This is a genomic window from Kribbella sp. NPDC006257, assembly GCF_040613535.1.
Classification (GTDB): Bacteria; Actinomycetota; Actinomycetes; order Propionibacteriales; family Kribbellaceae; genus Kribbella.
The window spans coordinates 177077-195388 of sequence record NZ_JBEXSJ010000015.1 but is presented as its reverse complement, the minus strand read 5'-3'; the positions used below and the strand labels follow the sequence as shown (position 1 = coordinate 195388).

Annotated in this window: 15 protein-coding genes; 3 read left to right on the top strand and 12 right to left on the bottom strand. The window is 67.9% G+C overall.

The features are described from left to right. Positions 1–362 precede the first annotated feature (362 nt). Positions 363–1376: a GNAT family N-acetyltransferase gene (locus ABZ004_RS20250; protein ID WP_355681575.1), complete on the bottom strand. Its 1014-nt coding sequence runs from the start codon at positions 1374–1376 to the stop codon at positions 363–365. A 40-nt stretch (positions 1377–1416) separates the two neighbouring features. Between ABZ004_RS20250 and ABZ004_RS20245 the strand changes: the two genes are divergently transcribed. Beyond that, the gene (locus ABZ004_RS20245) at positions 1417–2292 is read left to right on the top strand and encodes a proline dehydrogenase family protein (protein ID WP_355681574.1); all 876 of its coding nucleotides are present in this window, start codon (positions 1417–1419) and stop codon (positions 2290–2292) included. On the opposite strand, the gene ABZ004_RS20240 is transcribed toward ABZ004_RS20245, so the two are convergent. The 10 genes from ABZ004_RS20240 to ABZ004_RS20195 form a co-directional block, all read right to left on the bottom strand. Beyond that, positions 2289–3740 (bottom strand): MDR family MFS transporter, encoded by a 1452-nt coding sequence (locus ABZ004_RS20240; protein WP_355681572.1) that lies wholly within the window; start codon positions 3738–3740, stop codon positions 2289–2291. The two genes, ABZ004_RS20245 and ABZ004_RS20240, sit on opposite strands and share 4 nt — an antisense overlap. A gap of 142 nt (positions 3741–3882) precedes the next feature. Then, positions 3883–4491 carry a TetR/AcrR family transcriptional regulator gene (locus tag ABZ004_RS20235; protein ID WP_355681570.1) on the bottom strand — a complete coding sequence of 203 codons (609 nt, stop codon included), beginning with the start codon at positions 4489–4491 and terminating at the stop codon, positions 3883–3885. Positions 4492–4521: 30 nt separating this feature from the next. Next, on the bottom strand, positions 4522–6087 hold the full coding sequence (locus ABZ004_RS20230; RefSeq protein ID WP_355681568.1) for an AMP-binding protein: 1566 nt from the start codon (positions 6085–6087) through the stop codon (positions 4522–4524). A gap of 45 nt (positions 6088–6132) precedes the next feature. Further along, entirely contained in the window at positions 6133–7326 is a 1194-nt protein-coding gene (locus ABZ004_RS20225; RefSeq protein WP_355681566.1) for an acyl-CoA dehydrogenase family protein, read from the bottom strand. Further along, complete coding sequence (locus tag ABZ004_RS20220) at positions 7323–9467, bottom strand: biotin carboxylase N-terminal domain-containing protein (protein WP_355681564.1); 2145 nt, start codon at positions 9465–9467, stop codon at positions 7323–7325. Before ABZ004_RS20220 ends, ABZ004_RS20225 begins: the two co-directional genes overlap by 4 nt. A 5-nt stretch (positions 9468–9472) precedes the next feature. Beyond that, entirely contained in the window at positions 9473–11020 is a 1548-nt protein-coding gene (locus ABZ004_RS20215) for a carboxyl transferase domain-containing protein (protein WP_355681562.1), read from the bottom strand. A 17-nt stretch (positions 11021–11037) separates the two neighbouring features. Then, positions 11038–12216 (bottom strand): acyl-CoA dehydrogenase family protein, encoded by a 1179-nt coding sequence (locus tag ABZ004_RS20210; protein WP_355681560.1) that lies wholly within the window; start codon positions 12214–12216, stop codon positions 11038–11040. Continuing rightward, on the bottom strand, positions 12213–13946 hold the full coding sequence (locus ABZ004_RS20205) for an acyclic terpene utilization AtuA family protein (RefSeq protein WP_355681558.1): 1734 nt from the start codon (positions 13944–13946) through the stop codon (positions 12213–12215). Before ABZ004_RS20205 ends, ABZ004_RS20210 begins: the two co-directional genes overlap by 4 nt. Continuing rightward, positions 13943–14794 carry a TIGR03084 family metal-binding protein gene (locus ABZ004_RS20200; protein WP_355681557.1) on the bottom strand — a complete coding sequence of 284 codons (852 nt, stop codon included), beginning with the start codon at positions 14792–14794 and terminating at the stop codon, positions 13943–13945. The genes ABZ004_RS20205 and ABZ004_RS20200 overlap by 4 nt, the downstream gene beginning before the upstream one ends. Before the next feature lie 127 nt (positions 14795–14921). Further along, on the bottom strand, positions 14922–15410 hold the full coding sequence (locus ABZ004_RS20195) for a MarR family transcriptional regulator (protein WP_355681555.1): 489 nt from the start codon (positions 15408–15410) through the stop codon (positions 14922–14924). A gap of 59 nt (positions 15411–15469) precedes the next feature. Here ABZ004_RS20195 and ABZ004_RS20190 point away from each other — a divergent pair, with 59 nt between their 5' ends. Both ABZ004_RS20190 and ABZ004_RS20185 read left to right on the top strand, forming a co-directional pair. After that, positions 15470–16096, top strand: a complete 627-nt coding sequence (locus ABZ004_RS20190) for a hypothetical protein (RefSeq protein ID WP_355681553.1) — start codon at positions 15470–15472, stop codon at positions 16094–16096. 182 nt (positions 16097–16278) lie between these two features. Further along, entirely contained in the window at positions 16279–16908 is a 630-nt protein-coding gene (locus ABZ004_RS20185; RefSeq protein ID WP_355681551.1) for a class I SAM-dependent methyltransferase, read from the top strand. Here the strand turns inward: ABZ004_RS20185 and ABZ004_RS20180 are convergent. Further along, positions 16894–18291 (bottom strand): FAD-binding oxidoreductase, encoded by a 1398-nt coding sequence (locus ABZ004_RS20180; protein WP_355681549.1) that lies wholly within the window; start codon positions 18289–18291, stop codon positions 16894–16896. The genes ABZ004_RS20185 and ABZ004_RS20180 overlap by 15 nt on opposite strands. Positions 18292–18312: the final 21 nt, after the last annotated feature.

Here is an 18312-nt window from a genome sequence, read left to right as displayed (position 1 = left end):
TCACCAGATGCACGCGGGCGTAGTCATTCACGGCCTGCTTGGCCCGCCAGTACAGCGAGGCATAGAAGATCTCCGCACCGCACCGCCCACCAGCCCGGCTGGGCTAGCGGTTCGAGTCCCTGTATCGCCGCAGCCCAGCCGTTCCAACCACCTCCTGGCCGACACCTCGGGCCGGGCGGGGCCAGTGCCTCCTGACACCTCACCAGGAGGCGCCCTCGAGGTGGCCGACTCCGCTGTGTGACCACCGCGCCTGGGTGGTCACACAGCGGAGTTACTTGTGTCCAGGTTGGCGGCCACGACTGGTCGGAGACCGAGAGGGAGACCTACGCCGTCCTGCTCACTCGCTTCGTCGCGGGCCTCGATCAGAAGTAGGTCACGTAGACGGCGAAAGGTGCGTCGGGCTGCGTCCCGTGGCGGCCTTCGATCAGGCCGTCGGTGCGGATCTCGCCCGCGTACTTCAGGCCGATCCGTTCCATTACCGCGCGAGAGGCCAGGTTGTGCCGTTCGGTGAACGCCATCACCGACCGCGCGCCCAGCGTCTCTACCGCGTACGTCAGCCCGGCCTGGCCGAGTTCGGTCGCCAGCCCTTCGCCTCGAGCAGAGCCCAGCAACGCCCAGCCCAGCTCCAGCCGGTACTCCGCCCAGCGGCCGCCGTCGTCGAGCACCGCCGAGATCTTCGCCACCTCCTCGCTCCCTGCGGTCATCCGCTCCATTCCGCCACGTCCGACCAGGGACCCGTCCGACCGCCGGTAGGCGATCCACTTGCTCGTCCCGTTGGCCTCCCAGCGCTCGTGGAAGCCCGTCGCCTGGCGTGCAGCTTCCTCCGCCGACCAGGCGCCGTCGTACCAGAAGGCCACCCATGGATCCGCGTGCAGGCGCTCCAGGTCCGCCGCATGTCCGGGGAGGACCTCATCCGGTCCAGTGATCGGCACCAGCATCAACCGCTCGGTGAACCGGGTCCGGACGGCATGCGCCACGATGTCGCGGAGCCTCCGGTCCCCGTCGGTCCGGTTCACCATCAGCAGGTCGAGGTCATCTGGTCCGACCCAGGCGCTCGCGTCGTGCTTACCGGCTTCGAGCAGTGGCCGCTCGAGATCCCCGTCGACGCTGACGAGGTAGTCGACCTCACGGCGTACGCGGCCTTCGTAGGTCCACTCCCAGTCGGCGACGGTCGCGTCGATCGAGCGGACCCGCCAGCCGGTCTCCTCCTCGACTTCCCGCGCGAGAGTCTGCTCCGGAGTCTCACCGGCCTCGACATGTCCGCCGACGATGTCCCAGATCCCCGGTAGCAGCCGTCGATCCTCGGTACGCCGCTGCACGTACACCCGGTGCCGGTCGTCACGGATCAGGGCACCGACACAGTCCACAGCACGCATACGAACATGCTCGCACCCGAGAGGCTGGCAAACTCCCGGTATGCGTCTGGATCGGGCAGTGCTCTTCAAGTTGGCGACGAACGAACGACTCGAACAGCTGGTCAAGAGCGTGCCTGGCGGTGAGGAGAACGCCTGGCGCGCCGCCTCTCGCTACGTGGCCGGCCGGACTCGTGACGAAGCGCTGAAGGTTGCTGATCAACAGTTGGCGCTCGGGCACGGCATCAGCGTCGACCTGTTCGGTGAGATGTCCACCGACCCTGCAGACGCTGCCCGGGTCGTCGACGAGTACCTCGAGCTGGCCAAGGTCCTTCCGGCGCCGCCTGCCGATGTCTGGTTGTCCCTGGATCTCTCGCACCTTGCCCTGGACGTCGACCCGAAGGGCGCGGCCGACCTGGTCGCCAGGATTGTCGAGGCGCTACCGGAAGGCAGAAGGCTCCAACTTGGTGCCGAGGACCTCATCCGGACCGACAAGGTCCTGCAGTGCGTGCTGGACGTCGCCGGTCGCGGGCTCAAGGACCGACTCGGTGCCACTGTGCAGGCAAACCTGCTGCGCTCACCGGACGACATCGCCGTACTTACCGAGGCCGGAGTACAGGTGCGCCTCGTCAAGGGCGCGTACGTCGAGCCAACAGGCGCACACCCGTACGGCGAAGCCACGGACATCGCCTACCTCAAGCTGGCCCATCAACTGGCAGCTGCCGAAGCGAACTGGTCACTGGCGACTCACGACGCTCGCCTGAGAGAAGCGGTACTGCTCAGCATCGGCACTGTCCCCATGGAACAACTACTAGGCATCCGGCCGGACGAGCTGGCTCGCCTGCACGACAGGGGCATCCCAACTCGCGTCTACATCCCCTACGGCCCAGCCTGGTTCCGCTACTGGCTCCGACGGGTAGCCGAGTCCCGGGGCGCCTAACCGCGTGGCTGTTCGGCCACTCGGTTCGGCATGAAGACCACAGCGACCACCAGAAGGACAGCGGCCGCTGCAGCTCCGTAGTACACGTCGTGAATCGCAGGGGCGAGCACGTTGCCCGGTAGCTTCTGCAGATCGCCGTGCTCGGAGCCGAGCTTCCGGGCGACCACACCGTTCGCGACAGCACCGAAGACTGCAACCCCGACAGCACTCCCGACCGACCGGGCGAACATGTTGGCGCCCGTCACCACACCTCGGCTGCGCCAGTCGACCGACGACTGTGCGGCCACGACGGACGGGGAAGCGGTGAAGCCGAGCCCGATACCGATCACGAAGCAGGCGAGAGCCAGGTAGAGCACGGAACTTCCGGAGTTCACCGTGAGCAGCAGGCCGGCGCCGATCACCACGATCACCGCACCGAACATCATCGTGGTCCGGTACCCGAGCCGCAGGTAGATCCGCCCGGCCAGCGAAGCCGCGATCGGCCACCCCAGCGTCATGGCCGCCAGGGCGAACCCGGCCACCAGCGCCGACGTACCGAGCACTCCTTGTGCGAACAGCGGCACGTACGTCGACAGCCCGATCATCAGTACGCCGACCAGCAGCGCTGCCGAGTTCGCCGAGTTCAGCACCCGCTTGCCCAGCACCCACAGCGGCAGCACCGGCTCGGGTGCGCGGCGCTCGACGAAGACGAAGGCAGTCAGGAGCACCGCCGAGACAGCCAGGATCGCGATGCTGGTGACGGAATCCCAGGTCCACATCACGCCGCCCTCGAGCAGCCCGAGCAGCAGCAGCGAACCACCGACCGCGAGCAGCACCGTCCCCGCGTAGTCGATCTGGTGCTTGGTCGGCGCCGCCACCGTCTCCTGGAAGCGACGAAGCAGCACCCAGGCCGCCGCGAGTCCGAGCGGGATGTTCACGAAGAAGATCCAGCGCCAGGAGATGTAGTCGGAGAACACGCCGCCCAGAGTCGGCCCGACGAACGAGGCGATCCCCCAGACGCTGGCGATGTAGCCCTGCACCTTGGCCCGTTCGGCGACGCTGTAGATGTCGCCGACGATCGTCATCCCGATCGGCTGGATCGCGCCGGCCCCGAGGCCCTGGATCAGCCGGAACGCGATCAGCGCCGGCATGCTCCAGGCGAACCCGCAGAGCACCGAGCCGAGCACGAACAGCCCGACGCCGAGCAGCATGATCGGCTTGCGGCCGCGCTGGTCCGCGAGCTTGCCGTAGATCGGCACCGAGACGGCCTGCGCCAGCAGGTAGATCGAGAACAGCCACGGGAACTGGCTGAACCCACCGAGGTCCTCGACCACCGACGGCACCGCCGTCGCCAGGATGGTCGCGTCGATCGCGACCAGGCCGACACTCAGCATCACGGCGAGCAGGATCGGCCCGCGCTCCGACCGCAGGCCCACCCCGGAGGTGTCGATCCGCTCAGTAGATGTCATGACCTAAAGCAACCTACGTGACTGGACAACGATTCCTGAAGGCAGGACCAACTGGTGAAACGCGGTCCGGAGTACGGGCGGACCGCCGGGTCGATACGCTCTGGCAGCCAAGGTGGATCAGCGGATAGCGGCCCGTGCCGGGCTACCGCGCAGCCGCTAGCACCTGGTCGAGGATCAGCGACCACTGCCGTACGACGCCTCGCCGCCGCGCCGCGTCGTCGGTCAGGAGGTCGGCCAGGCCCAGACCGCGCGCCATGTCGAGCACACCTTGCACGGTCTCCCGGACACCCGGCGTACGCTCCTCGACCTCCAGCACTTCGAGGAGAGCCCGGTGGGCCTGCCGTCCGACGTGCGCTTCCAGTCGCACGATCTGCCGGCGCAACTGCTCCTCGGTGGACGCCGCGACCCACAGATGCAACGCAGCACGGAACAGCGGACCTGTGTAGACGTCAGCGAGCATGCCGACGATTGCCTCGGTCCGCCCTTCCCGCACGGGCAGGTTGGTCGCCTGCTGCCGGATCTCATCCAGCCGCACCTCGGTCATGTACTCCACTGCGGCCGCGAACAGGTCCGCGCGCGTCGGGAAATGGTGCTGTGCCGCCCCGCGAGACACCCCTGCCCGGGCGGCCACCACCGCGACAGTGGTCGCCGCGTAGCCCACCTCGGCCAGCGACTCCACCGCGGCGACCAGCAGCTTCTGCCTGGTCGCCCGGCTCCGGTCCTGCTGCGGCTCGCGCAGTGTCTCGGTCACAGGACAACATCCCTACCGGCCAGGTCACCTTCACTCACGTGCTGCCTCCCGTGCTCGCAGTTCGCGCCGCAGGATCTTGCCTGAAGCAGCCTTCGGGACCGCGTCGATGAACTCGACCTGCCGGACCTTCTTGTACGGCGCGACCCGCTCGGCGACGTAGTCCATCACGTCCTCCGCGGTCAGCTCGACGCCCGGCATCGCCACCACGAACGCCTTCGGGACTTCGTTACCGTCGGCCTGTACGCCGATCACCGCGGCGTCCGCGATCCGGTCGTCGGTCAGCAGTACGGCCTCCAGCTCGGCCGGCGGCACCTGGTACCCGTGGTACTTGATCAGCTCCTTGACCCGGTCCACGACGTACAGGAAGCCCCGTTCGTCGACTCGGCCGATGTCGCCGGTGTGCAGCCAGCCCTCGGGGTCGATGGTCGCGTCGGTCTCCGCGGGCCGGCCGAGGTATCCCTTCATCACCTGAGGCCCGCGGATCCAGATCTCACCGGGATCGCCCTCGCCGACATCGTTGCCATCGGCACCGACCAGGCGCATCTCGGTGGACGGGAACAGCTTGCCCACGGCACCGGCCGGCGGATCGAGCTCGTCCTGCGGTACGGCGTGCGTCCCGGGCGACAGCTCGGTCATCCCATAACACTGCAGTACGGCGTGCAGCCCGAGCCGTTTCGCGCAGGCGTCGGCCAGGTCGCCGTCGAGCGGAGCGGCCGCCGACGTCAGATGCTTCAGGGCGGACAGGTCGTACCCGTCCACGGCCGGGTGTTTCGCCAACGCCAGCACCACGGGCGGGGCCACGAACGCCCGGGTGATCTTCTGCTCCGCCAGCGTGCTGAGGAACTGCTGCAGGTCGAACTTCGGCAGCACCACGACGGTCGCGCCCAGCCGGAACGGCAGGTTCATCAGCACGGCCTGCCCGTAGATGTGGAAGAACGGCAGGATCGCGATGATCCGCTCGTTCTCGCCCATCTCGAAGGTCGCTTCGGCCTGCAGAAGGTTCGTCGCGATGTTCTGGTGGGTGAGCATCACGCCCTTGGCGATGCCGGTCGTGCCGCTCGAGTACGGCAGCACGGCGACGTCCTCGGCGGGGTCGATCTCGACCACCGGCTCCGGCGCGGTCGACGCGAGCAGCTCGGTCACCGAGCGGTACCCGTCGGCCTGGTCGCAGACGAAGATCTGCTCGACGTCGGTGCCCTCGCTCCCGGCAGTGGCGACGGGGAGGAAGAGCGAGATGGTCACCAGCAACCGGGCCTTGGAGTCGACCAACTGCTTGTGCAGCTCATCGGCGGTGTAGAGCGCGTTGACAGTGGTCACCGTGGCGCCCGCGCGGGTGGCGGCGTAGAAAACTACTGGGTAGAGGATCGTGTTCGGGCTGTGCAGCGCGATCACGTCGCCGTGCTTGATCCCCAGCTCGGCGAAGCCCGCGGCCATCCGCCGGGTCATCTGGTCGAGCTGCGCGTAGCTGATCTCCTTGCCGCTGACCCCGTCGACCAGCGCGGGCCGGTCGCCGTACTCCTGAGCCCGACCGAGAACAGCCTCGTGCAACGGCACACGGAGCACCTCAACCGGCGGGAACTGACTCTCGATGACCATTGGCGGCGGTCCTTTCAGCTAGCTGGAAGCACGACTTTGACCGACTCAGTAGGACTTGGGTAGGCCTAGTGAATGCTGAGCGACGAAGTTGAGGATCATTTCCCGGCTGACCGGCGCGATGCGCGATGCCCGGGCCGCGGCGACCAGCGAGGCGACGCCGTACTCGACCGTCATCCCGTTGCCACCGAGTGACTGCACTGCCTGGTCGGTCGCGCGTACGGCGACCTCGCCGGCGGCGTACTTGGCCATGTTCGCGGCCTCACCGGCGCCGAGATCATCGCCCGCGTCGTACAGCGCGGCCGCCTTCTGCATCATCAGCCGGGCGAGCTCGAGTTCGATCTTCAGCTGGGCCAGCGGATGGGCGATCCCCTGGTGCGCGCCGATCGGGGTCTTCCAGACCTGGCGTTCGTTGACGTAGGCAACGGCCTTGTCCAGCGCGTGCCGGGCGATCCCGATCGCGAAGGCGGACGCCATGATCCGCTCCGGGTTCAGTCCCGCGAACAGTTGCATCAGTGCCGCGTCCTCGGAGCCGACCAGGGCCTCGGCCGGCAGTTGCACGTCGTCGAGGAACAGCGAGAACTGCTTGTCCGGGCTGATCAGGTCCATCTCGATCTTGGTGAACTCGACCCCGGGCGCGTCCGTCGGCACGATGAACAGCGCCGGCTTCAGCTTGCCGGTCTTCGCGTCCTCGGTCCGGCCGACCACGAGCACGGCCTGGGCGACGTCGAGCCCGGAGATGAAGACCTTGCGTCCCGAGAGCGACCAGCCGTCCGCCGTACCCTCGCCTTCCTTCCTTTCCTTCACGTCTTTGATCCGCCGGGCGGTGGTGGTGATGTTGTGCGAGTTCGACCCCGCGTCCGGTTCGGTGATCGCGAAGGCCATCGTCGTCGTACCGTCCGCGATCCCGGGCAGCCAGCGCTGCTTCTGCGCGTCTGTGCCGAACCGGGTGATCACCGTTCCGCAGATCGACGGGGAGACGACCATCATCAGCAACGGACAGCCGGCCGCGCCGAGCTCCTCCAGCACGATCGACAGGTCGCCCATCCCGCCGCCTCCGCCGCCGTACTCCTCCGGCAGATTGACGCCGAGATAGCCGAGCTTCCCCGCCTCCAGCCACAACTCGGTGGTATGCCCCCCGCTCCGCGCCCGCTCGGTGAACCACCCATACCCGTACTTCTTCCCCAGCTCCCCCACCGCCCCCCGCAGCGCCCGCCTCTCATCACTCTCCACAAACCTCATCCCACACTCCTCCCATCGCTCATCGGTCCCTTGTTCCCCGGTGTGTCGGGGTTCGTCGGTCCGTCGATCCCAGCGGTGCCGACCACCGCAAGAACGACCCCCACCTCGACCTGTTGCCCAGCGCCGACAGCGAGTTCGGTCAAAATCCCGTCCGCAGGGGCGGAGATGGTGTGCTCCATCTTCATCGCCTCCAGCCAGAGCAGCGGTTGCCCCTGCTTCACCTGATCGCCGACCTCGACACCGAGCCGGATCACCGTGCCCGGCATCGGCGCGAGCAACGACCCGGCGGCGACCTGCTGCGATGGATCCGGGAAGCGCTCGACCGCGGTCAACGCCACCGACCCCAGGCTCGAGTCCACACAGACCAGCCCGTCGTACGCCGCGACGTCGAACCGCCGGCGTACCCCACCGACCTCCAGCACCACGTACTCCGCGGTCGCCTCGACCAACCCGACGTCGCCGTCCACAACCAACCCGTCGCGCGTCAGCCGATAAGACACCTCGTACGTCGAATCTCCCACCGCAAACGTTTTCCGCTGCGGCTGAGACGCCAGGTTCCGCCACCCACTAGGCAACCGCCCCTGCACCTTCGCCGTACTCCGCCGCCGAGCCGCATCCGCCAACGCCGCCGCCAAGGCCGAGAGTTCCTCAGCCGCCTTGTCCGGCAGCACCTCGAACTCATGCTTCTCGAGGAACGCCGTATCGGTATCCCCCTCCAAAAACGCCCGATGCCGCAAAACCCGCACCAGCAAATCCCGATTGGTCCGAACCCCGTGGATTTTCGCGCGACCCAGCTCCGCCGCGAGCCGGGCGGCGGCGGAGTCCCGGGTCGGCCCCCAGGCGATCACCTTCGCCAGCATCGCGTCGTAGTACGGCGACACCTCGGACCCGCTCTCGACGCCCGAGTCCACCCGCACCCACGGGAGCGCCGTACCAACTGCTTGCGTCCGAAGAAGCGGAGGGACGTCACCAACACTTCTTCGGACGTACGAGCCGACGTCGGCGGTGGGGCTGGCGAAGGTGGAGGCGGCGTCGGGGAAGTCGAAGTGGTGGAGGGTGCCGGTCTGGGGTTGCCAATCGTGAGCGGGATCTTCGGCGTACAGGCGGACCTCGATCGAATGGCCGACGGAAGCAGGAGGTTCGGGTGGAAGCTCCGCGCCACGGGCGATCTCGAATTGCCAAGCGACCAGGTCCAGCCCGGTGACCGACTCGGTGACCGGGTGCTCGACCTGCAGCCGCGTGTTCATCTCCAGGAAGTAGAAGCGACCGTTGTCATCGGCAAGGAATTCAACAGTTCCAGCCCCGACATACCCAATCGCCGCAGATGCCTTGCGAGCCGCCTCGAACAGCTCCTCCCGCATCCCAGGCAACCGCTCGACCAACGGCGACGGTGCTTCCTCAACAACCTTCTGATGCCGCCGCTGGATCGAGCACTCCCGCTCACCAACCGCCCAGATCGTCCCGTGCTGATCCGCCAGCACCTGAACCTCGACATGCCGCCCGCTCACCAGATACGGCTCGCAGAACACCGTCCCATCGCCAAACGCCGACAACGCCTCCGCCGACGCCGCCTTGATCTCCGACGCAAGGTCCTCGAGATACTCGACGACCCGCATGCCCCGCCCACCCCCACCCGCGGACGCCTTCACCAGCACCGGAAGATCAGCCTCGGTCACCTCATCAGGGACCAACTGCGACAACACCGGTACGCCGGCCGCCGCCATCAACTTCTTCGACTCGATCTTCGAGCCCATCGTCTCGATCGCAGCAGCCGGCGGCCCGATCCACGCCAGCCCCGCCGCCTCGACCGCCCGCGCGAACCCGGCGTTCTCCGACAAGAACCCATAGCCGGGATGCACCGCGTCAGCACCCGCCTTCAACGCGGCCTCAACCAGCAATTCACCCCGCAGATAAGTCTCACCAGGCGCATTTCCCGGCAGATGCACCGCCGCATCCGCCTCCCCGACGTACGGCGCCGAAGCATCCGCCGTCGAGTGCACCGCAACACAGGAGATCCCCAGTGACCGAGCGGTCCGGAACACCCGCCGCGCGATCTCCCCCCGGTTCGCCACCAGCACAGAGGTGATCGGCGGCGTGGACCAGAGCTTCAGCTCGGACGTGTATGCGCTGGATGAGGACATCGCCATCACATCCTGAAGACGCCGAAGTTGGCGCCGTCGAAGTCGGTCCCCTGGACGGGTGCGGAATGGATCGCCGAGAGGCAGAGGCCGAGCACGGTTCTGGTGTCGCGCGGGTCGATCACGCCGTCGTCGTACAGGCGTCCGGACAGGAACATCGGCAGCGACTCCGCCTCGATCTGCCCTTCCACATAGGCTCGCATCTTGGCGTCGCCGTCCTCGTCGTACGGCTGGTTCTTCGCCGCGGCCGCCGCCCGCGCCACGATCGACAGCACGCCGGCCAGCTGCTGTGGGCCCATCACCGCGGACTTCGCCGACGGCCAGGCGAACAGGAACCGTGGATCGAACGCCCGCCCACACATCCCGTAATGCCCGGCCCCGTACGACGCTCCCATCAGGATCGACACGTGCGGGACGCGGGAGTTCGAGACCGCGTTGATCATCTGCGCCCCGTGCTTGATGATCCCGCCCTGCTCGTACTCCTGCCCGACCATGTAGCCGGTCGTGTTGTGCAGGAAGATCAACGGCACCGCAGCACGGTTCGCCAGCTGGATGAACTGCGCCGCCTTCTGCGCCTCCTCGCTGAACAGCACCCCGCGCGCGTTCGCCAGGATCCCGACCGGATACCCGTGGATCGACGCCCACCCGGTCGCGAGCGACGATCCATAAAGCGGCTTGAACTCGTCGAACACCGACCCGTCCACCACCCGAGCCACCACATCCCGCGGATCGAACGGGATCTTCAGATCTCCCGGCACGATCCCGAGCAGCTCGTCGGCGTCGAACAACGGCTCCTCGTACTGCGCGGCAGGTGGCGGCCCGAGCTTCTTCCAGTTCAGCCGGGACACGATCTGCCGGCCGAGCCGGATCGCATCCCGCTCGTCGACGGCGAAGTAGTCCGCGAGCCCCGACGTACGGGCGTGCATGGATGCTCCACCGAGTGATTCGTCGTCAGCGTCCTCGCCGGTCGCCATCTTCACCAGCGGCGGCCCGGCCAGGAACACCTTCGCGCCGCCGTCGACCATCACCACGTAGTCGCTCATGCCGGGGATGTACGCGCCGCCCGCGGTCGAGTTGCCGAACACCAGCGCGATCGTCGGAATCCCCTCGGCCGACAGCCGGGTGAGGTTCCGGAACATCGCGCCGCCCGGGATGAAGATCTCCTTCTGCGTCGGCAGATCCGCACCGCCCGACTCGACGAGACTGATCACCGGCAGCCGATTGGCCCGCGCGATCTCGTCGGCCCGCAACGCCTTCCGCAGTGTCCACGGATTGCTCGCGCCACCCTTGACGGTCGGATCGTTCGCGGTGATCAGGCACTCGACGCCTTCCACCACCCCGATCCCCGTCACCAGACTCGCCCCGACCGCGAAGTCGCTACCCCATCCCGCCAGCGGCGACAGCTCCAGGAACGCGCTGTCCGGATCCAGCAACAACTCGATCCGCTCCCGCGCCAGCAACTTCCCCCGCCGATGATGCCGCTCGACGTACTTCTCCCCACCCCCAGCCAAAGCCTTCGCATGCTCGACGTCGAGTGCAGCCAGCTTCTCAAGCATCGAAGAACGGTTATCGCTCATGAAGTGAACCCCAGTCGTTTGGCCGCGAGCGCGGTCATGATCTCGGTGGTGCCGCCGCCGATGGCGAGGATCTTCTGGTCGCGGTACTGCCGTTCCACCTCGGCCTCGCGCATGTACCCGAGCCCGCCGTGCAACTGCAGCGCCTGATCACAAACCCACGCGCCCGCCTCGACCGCCGTGTTCTTCGCGAAGCTGACCTGTGCGAACACGTCCTCACCCGCCATCGACCGCCGCGCGATCTCGTGCACGTACACCCGCGCGACATCGACTCGCCGCGCCATCTCGGTCAGCGTGTGCTGCACGGTCTGCCGCGAGATCAACGGCCGGCCGAACGTCTCCCGCGCCCGGCACCACTCCACCGTCAGATCCAACGCCCGCTGCGCCCCGGCATAAGCCTGTACGCCGAGCGTCAACCGTTCCGCGACAAAATTCTGCGCGAGTTGGACGAACCCGGTCCCCGGCTCACCGACGAGGTTCGCGACCGGAACCCGTACATCGGTGAACGACAACTCCGCCGTGTCCGAAGCGCGCCAGCCCATCTTCTCCAGCTTGCGCGACACCTCGAAACCCGGGCTGTCCCGCTCGATCACCAGCAACGAGATCCCGTGCGCACCCGGCCCGTCCGTCCGTACCGCGGTGGTGACGAAATCGGCCCGTGCGCCGGAGGTGATGTAGGTCTTGGCCCCGTTGACGACGAAGTGGTCGCCGTCGCGACGGGCCGTAGTACGGAGGGAGGCGACGTCCGACCCACCGTCTGGTTCGGTGATCGCGAGCGAGCCGATCAAGGCGCCTTCCAACGTCGGCCGGGCCCATCGGTCGATCTGCGCCTGGTTGCCTGCGGCAATGATGTGCGGCAGCGCGATGCCGCAGGTCAGCAGCGAGGCGACTAATCCGCCGGATCCGCCGGCGTAGTGGATCTCCTCCGTGACCGCGATTGCGTCCAGGAGTGAACCCCCGCCGCCACCGGCCGATTCGGGGAAGGCGACGCCGAGCAACCCGAGGTCGCCCGCCTTCTTGTGCAGCTCGCGCGGCAGTTCGCCATCGCGCTCCCATTGATCCAGCTCCGGCAACACGTCCCGCTCGACAAACCGCCGTACGGTCTCACGCAACGCCTTCTCTTCAAGACTCGCAGCAACATGAGCTCTGACAGCAGCACCTTCGGCATCAACGCTCACAGCAGCACCTCGGGGATGTCGACGTACCGCGACCGCAGCCACTCGCCGACCGCCTTCGCCTGCGGATCGAAGCGCGCCTGTGATGCCACGCCCTCGCCCAGCAGACCTTCGACCACGAAGTTCAGCGCCCACAGATTCGGCAACACGTGCCGCGTCACCTTGAGAACAGCGGTCTCCGGCAGCAGCTCCTGGAACTTCTCGACCGTCAACGTGTGCGCCAGCCAGCGCCACGCCATCTCGCTCCGCACCCAAACCCCGACGTTCGCATCGCCACCTTTGTCGCCGCTCCGCGCACCGGCGATCCGCCCCAGCGGCACCTCGCGCGTCAACGACCGTGCGGGCCGCCCGGCCGCCACCAGCTGCGGCAACGGCATCGGCAGCTCCGCCTCCTCGGCGGGCGCCAGCTCCAAGGTCTGCTCGGACGGCCGGATCGTCTTGCGCGTGCCGTCCGGAAGCACGACGACATGCTCGACCTCGGAAGCATCGACGTACCCGGCGGTGAAGACCCCGTACGGCGATGCGTCCTCGGGCGGCGCCGTGACGTGGAAGCCCGGGTAGCTCGCCAGTGCCAGCTCGATCGCGGCACTGGAGAACGCGCGGCCGACCACCTTCGGATCCGGGTCCTTCACCGTGCACCTGAGCAGCACGCTCGCCAGCTCCTCGCTGTCGGCGTTCGCCTGTTCCGTCCACGCCACCGACCACTTCAGCTCGGCCGGCTTGCGGTGCATCCCGCGCTCGAGCTGCCGCTGCACCAGCTCCGCCTTCGCCTCCAGATCGAGCCCGGTCAGCACGAAGTCCACCTGGTTCCGGAACCCGCCGACGCTGTTCAACGACACCTTGTACGTCGGCGGAGGCGGCTCGCCTTCGACGCCGCGGATCCGGACCCGGTCGGGCTCGTCGGAGCTGAGTTCGATCGAATCCATTCGTGCGGTGGCATCCGGCCCGGCGTACCGGGCTCCGGTGATCTCGTACAGCAGCTGCGCCTTGACCGTGTCGATGGTGACCGCACCGCCGGTGCCGGCGTGCTTGGTGATCGTGCTGCTGCCGTCCTGGTAGATCTCCGCGATCGGGAAACCCGGTCGGCCGAGGTCGCGGATCTCGTTGAAGAAGGCGAAGTTGCCGCCGGTCGCCTGGCAGCCGCACTCGATCACGTGCCCGGCGACCATCGCGCCGGCGATCTTGTCGAAGTCGTCCCGCCGCCAGCCGTGGTCGGCGATCGCCGGGCCGACGATCACGGACGCATCGGTGACCCGGCCGGTGACGACGATGTGGGCACCGTCGTCGAGTGCCTCGGCGATCCCCCAGGCGCCGAGGTACGCGTTGGCGGTGAGCGGCCGGCCGAGGCCGAGTTCCTTCGCGCGCGGCAGCAGGTCGTCGCCTTCGACGTACGCGATCTTGGGGTGCAGCCCGAGGTGGTCCGCCAGCTCCCGGATCGCCGTCGCGAGCCCGGCCGGGTTGAGCCCACCCGCGTTGCTGACGATCCGTACGCCGCGGTCCATCGCCTCACCGAGCCCGGCCTCGAGCTGCCGGAGAAACGTCTTCGCATACCCGGTCGCCGGATCCTTCAACCGATCCCGCCCGAGGATCAACATCGTCAACTCAGCCAGGTAGTCCCCGGTCAGATAATCCAGCTCACCCCCGGTCAACATCTCCTGAAACGCACTGAACCGATCCCCGTAAAACCCCGAAGCATTCCCGATCCGCACATGAACCCGCTCATCCACCGTCATCCGACCGGCCCTCGCCCACCGTCCGGCGACCCAGCGTCCGCACGCCTACCGTCCGGCGAGCCGGCGAACTGGCCCGGCCGACGTCCTTTGCCTGGTAGGCCGGCGAAGGCCTGGATGATGCCGAGCCACGCACCGGCGTCCGCACCGACAGCCCGTACGCCGAGGTCGTCGCGATGCCGCCGCTGCGTCGCCAGCAGACAGAAGTCGAGCGCCGGCCCAGTCACCCGCTGCTCAGCGTCCTCCGGCCCCCAGCTCCACGTCTCACCGTCAGGCCCCTGCAACTCCACCCGGAATTCCTCGGCCGGCGGCGTCCTGTCATTCAGCAGGTAAGCGAAGTTCCGCGTCCGCACCGCCAGATGCGCAACATGCTTCAGCCTCGCGGTCGGCTTCCGCTGTACTCCGAGCGCGTCGGCCACATCCTGCCCGTGCGCCCAGGTTTCCATGATCCGCGCGGTCGCCATCGACGTCGGACTCATCGGCGGCCCGAACCACAGCACCTTCTCGCCCGCCGGCACCGACCGCAGCGCGTCAGGAAGCGCACCACGCGTCTCCCGCCAATAGGTCAGCAACTCCCCCGGCGGCAGCGACGCCAGCTCAGCCGCCCCGTCCTCAACGAACCCAGCCGGATTCGCCATCGCCTTCTGCAGCTCCGCCTGAAACTCGGCCGGCTCCGTCGCGGCCAACCGCGACGCCTCATCGGTCCACGCCAGATGCGCGATCTGATGAGCGATCGTCCATCCCTCAGCCGGCGTCGGCGTCGCCCACCCGTCGGCCGGCAGCCCGCCGACCAGCAGATCCAACTCGGCGTTCTCGGCACTCAGATCAGCGAGTACATCGTCCAGTTGCACCGGGGCTCCCTTGCACGACGGATCGTCAGCCGAGCCTCCCACCCCAACCAAAAAGAATCAACCCTGCTTGTTTTTCCCTTCCGCCTTCCGCCCGCCGCTGCCAACCCCAGCCTCCTTTGGCGGGGCGTCAGCGCTTTCGCTGGTGTTCGACCACGTCGATGAAGGCGGCCTTGAACGCGGCGTACTTCTCGCGCCCCAGCCGCCGCGCGTGCCGGTCCTGGATGGCAGCCATGATCTTGTCGGCCGCCGCCATCTGCGCCCGCCCACGCTCGGTCGGGCAGACCAGTTTCGCCCTTCGATCGACCGGGTCGGGGATGCGCTCGACGTACCCAAGACCTTCGAGCTCGTCGATCAGAGTCCCGATCACCTGCTTGTGCTGACCCGACAACCGGGACAGGTCGGTCGCCCGTACGCCGGTCAGCTCCAGGTACGCGAGGACCGCGCCGTGCCGGTGATGCAGATCGTCGAACCCGAGCTCGGCCAGCGAGCCGAACAACTCCCGCTGAACCGCGAAGAGGAGCCGCCCCGACAACACCCCGAGATCAGGATTGCTCCTGCTCCGTTCCGCCCGGCTCACCATCGCGGCCTCCCGTTGGTCTCCGTCGATGACAGTCACCTTAATTGACCGATCACGCGGATTAGAGATGTGGGCCCTGAGCAACTATTTTCGACGGGGTGGACCTCAGCCGGCCGATCAGTACCGCCATCCCCTCGCTCGACGGACCTGTTCTCCAGGTCCTCGCGGGCGCCGACCGCGAACTCTCCGGCCGCCAGATCCACAGCCTGGCCGGCTCCGGCAGTGTCGCGGGTGTCCGCTTGGTCCTGCAACGCCTCGCGACCACCGGCCTGGTGCATGTTCACGAGTCCGGCAACTCCCTGCTCTACTCCCTGAACCGCAAGCACCTGGCCGCCCAGGCGGTCGAGATGCTCGCCGACCTCCGCACCACCTTCGCCGCGAACCTCGCCGCCGAGTTGGCCACCTGGACCATCGCCCCGCTGCACGCCAGCCTCTTCGGCGCGATCGCCCGCGCCGACGGCGACCTGGACAGCGACATCGACCTCCTGCTGGTCCGCCCCGACGAAGTCGCCCCCGACAACCTCCTCTGGGTCGAGCAGACCAACCGCCTCCTGGAACAGATCGTCGCCCAGACCGGCAACGCCGCCAACCTCTACGACCTCACCCACACCGAACTGACAACGGCCACCCCCACCCCCACCACCTGGCCGTCCCCCACCATCCCCCTCACCGGCCCACCCCTGGCCGCCCTCCTCCACCCCCAAGCCCTGGTCCCCACCACCTGACCGACCTCCCCTCAACCGAGTCTTGAGTGTGCTCACCTCCTCCTGACGGGGTTGCCCATTGTTCTACGAGTGGGGCAAGCAGGCGATGCGGAGGGAAGCCCACCGTTTGCACGCCGGTACTGCGACGGGCGGGTGTGGAAATGGGGAGGTGGGGTGAGGGGTTTCCGCCTACCGTGGGGGGTGTGGATGGCGAGGCGGGTAAGGATGTGGTTCGGCGGGGGTATGACGCATTGTCGGCGCGGTACGACGAGGCGTATGACGGGGAGTCGAAGTACGGCGACTGGCTGACGGAGATCCTTGCGCGGTTGGGAGATGGCAGTCAGGTTCTCGATCTGGGGTGTGGATCGGGGGTTCCGGTTGCGGCGACCTTGAGTGGTGCTGGGCATCGGGTGACTGGGGTCGACCTCAGCGGCGTACAGGTTGAGCGGGCGCGCGAGCGGGTGCCGGCGGCGACCTTTGTGCAGGGTGATGCGACCAAGCTGGTGTTGCCGGCGGCGTCTTTCGATGCGGTGCTGTCGTTCTATGCGCTCATTCACATTCCGGTCGACGAACAGCGGGAGCTACTTCATCGGATCGCGGACTGGTTGCGGCCGGGCGGGCTCTTCGTGGCGACGGTCGGCGCCACCGCCTGGACCGGTGCGGAAGAGAACTGGCTCGGTGGGGACGCGCCCATGTGGTGGAGTCACCCGGACGCTGCCACCACCCGCACCTGGATCGAAGAGGCCGGCCTCGTGGTCGAGCGAGAAGAGTTCATCCCCGAAGGCGCCGGCGGCCACACCCTCCTCTGGGCCTATCGATCAGCCGCCGAGTAGGGGTGACATCAGGCGGGCGATGCGGCTTTCCCGTCGGGTCAGGCGTTCTTCGGTGTCGGCCAGGGTCATGGCGCGGAGGCCGGCGTTGATGCCTAGCCAGCGGAGGGGTTCGGGTTCCCAGCGGGGGGAGCGGTGGCCGACCCAGGGTAGGTGGGTGAGGTCGGTGTCGCGGCGCAGGATCAGGTCGGTGAGGGTGCGGCCGGCGAGGTTGGTGGTCGAGACGCCGTCGCCGACGTAGCCGCCGGCCCAGGCGAGGCCGCTGCCGCGGTCGAGGCCGACGGAGGCGCACCAGTCCCGCGGTACGCCGAGCGGGCCGCCCCAGGCGTGCGTGAACTCCACGTCGTCGAGGCCGTCGAAAAGATCGCGCAAGGTGGCGCGTAATGCGGCGAACACGCGCGGCTCCTCGTCGTACGAGGGCTGGATCCGGGAGCGGAAGTGGTACGGCGCGCCGCGTCCTCCGAAAGCCAGCCGGCCGTCCGCAGTGCGCTGGCCATAGATCACCAGATGCCGATGATCGCTGAACGTCGGCCGCCCGGCGAGCCCGATCCGGTCCCAGACGGCGTCGTCCAGCGGCTCGGTCGCCACCATCAACGAGTAGACCGGCGCGACCGTCCGCGCCTGCCCGGCCAACGTCGGCGTGAATCCCTCGGTCGCACGAACAACCACCTCGGCACGCACTGTCCCGTACTGCGTGATCGCGCGACCCGGCTCGATCGCCGTCACGGGGGTGCGTTCGTGGATCACCGCACCCAGTCGCTCGACGACGGAAGCGAGGCCGCGGACCAATCGGCCGGGATGGAGGGCTGCGCAATGGGGAGTGAATGTTGCCCCGAGCACCTTTGTTGCGTGGAGGTGCGAGGCGACCTCGGACGGTTCGAGGAAGCGCAGGTCACCCGGGCCCCACTCGTGTGCCTCGGCCACTTCAGCACGAGCTCGCGCCAGCTGCACCGGCGTACGGGCTAGGACGATCGTGCCGCCTTTGTGGTAGTCGCAGTCGATGCCTTCGGCGGCGCTGACCAGGCCGACTTCGTTCACCGTTGCCTGCATTGCCCAATGCATCGCTTGCGCTGCTTCGCGGCTTGAACCGGGCAATGATGCAAGGCGCCGGGAGGAGATTGGGAACAGCGCTGAGCACCAGCCGCCATTGCGCCCGGATGCGCCGAAGCCGGCTGTCTCTGCTTCCAGGACGACGATCCGCAGGGTGGGGTCGGCCTTCAGTAAGTAGTACGCCGTCCATAAGCCGGTGAACCCGGCGCCGACGATCGCGACGTCAGCATCCCGATCGCCCGGCAACGGTGCACGAGGCAACCCAGCTCCCGGAACAGCGTGCCCGAAGGCGCCCGAGGCAAGCATCGGCGCATCACCGTCAGCCCAGAGCGGCACACCGCCACCAAGCACCCGCCG

Excerpts from the sequence above, each read along its gene's own strand:
- ABZ004_RS20215 (WP_355681562.1), bottom strand. The coding sequence starts at position 11,020 with ATGCTTGAGAAGCTGGCTGCACTCGACGTCGAGCATGCGAAGGCTTTG.
- ABZ004_RS20220 (WP_355681564.1), bottom strand. The coding sequence starts at position 9,467 with ATGTCCTCATCCAGCGCATACACGTCCGAGCTGAAGCTCTGGTCCACG.
- ABZ004_RS20225 (WP_355681566.1), bottom strand. The coding sequence starts at position 7,326 with ATGAGGTTTGTGGAGAGTGATGAGAGGCGGGCGCTGCGGGGGGCGGTG.
- ABZ004_RS20240 (WP_355681572.1), bottom strand. The coding sequence starts at position 3,740 with ATGACATCTACTGAGCGGATCGACACCTCCGGGGTGGGCCTGCGGTCG.
- ABZ004_RS20230 (WP_355681568.1), bottom strand. The coding sequence starts at position 6,087 with ATGGTCATCGAGAGTCAGTTCCCGCCGGTTGAGGTGCTCCGTGTGCCG.
- ABZ004_RS20250 (WP_355681575.1), bottom strand. The coding sequence starts at position 1,376 with ATGCGTGCTGTGGACTGTGTCGGTGCCCTGATCCGTGACGACCGGCAC.
- ABZ004_RS20205 (WP_355681558.1), bottom strand. The coding sequence starts at position 13,946 with ATGACGGTGGATGAGCGGGTTCATGTGCGGATCGGGAATGCTTCGGGG.
- ABZ004_RS20245 (WP_355681574.1), top strand. The coding sequence starts at position 1,417 with ATGCGTCTGGATCGGGCAGTGCTCTTCAAGTTGGCGACGAACGAACGA.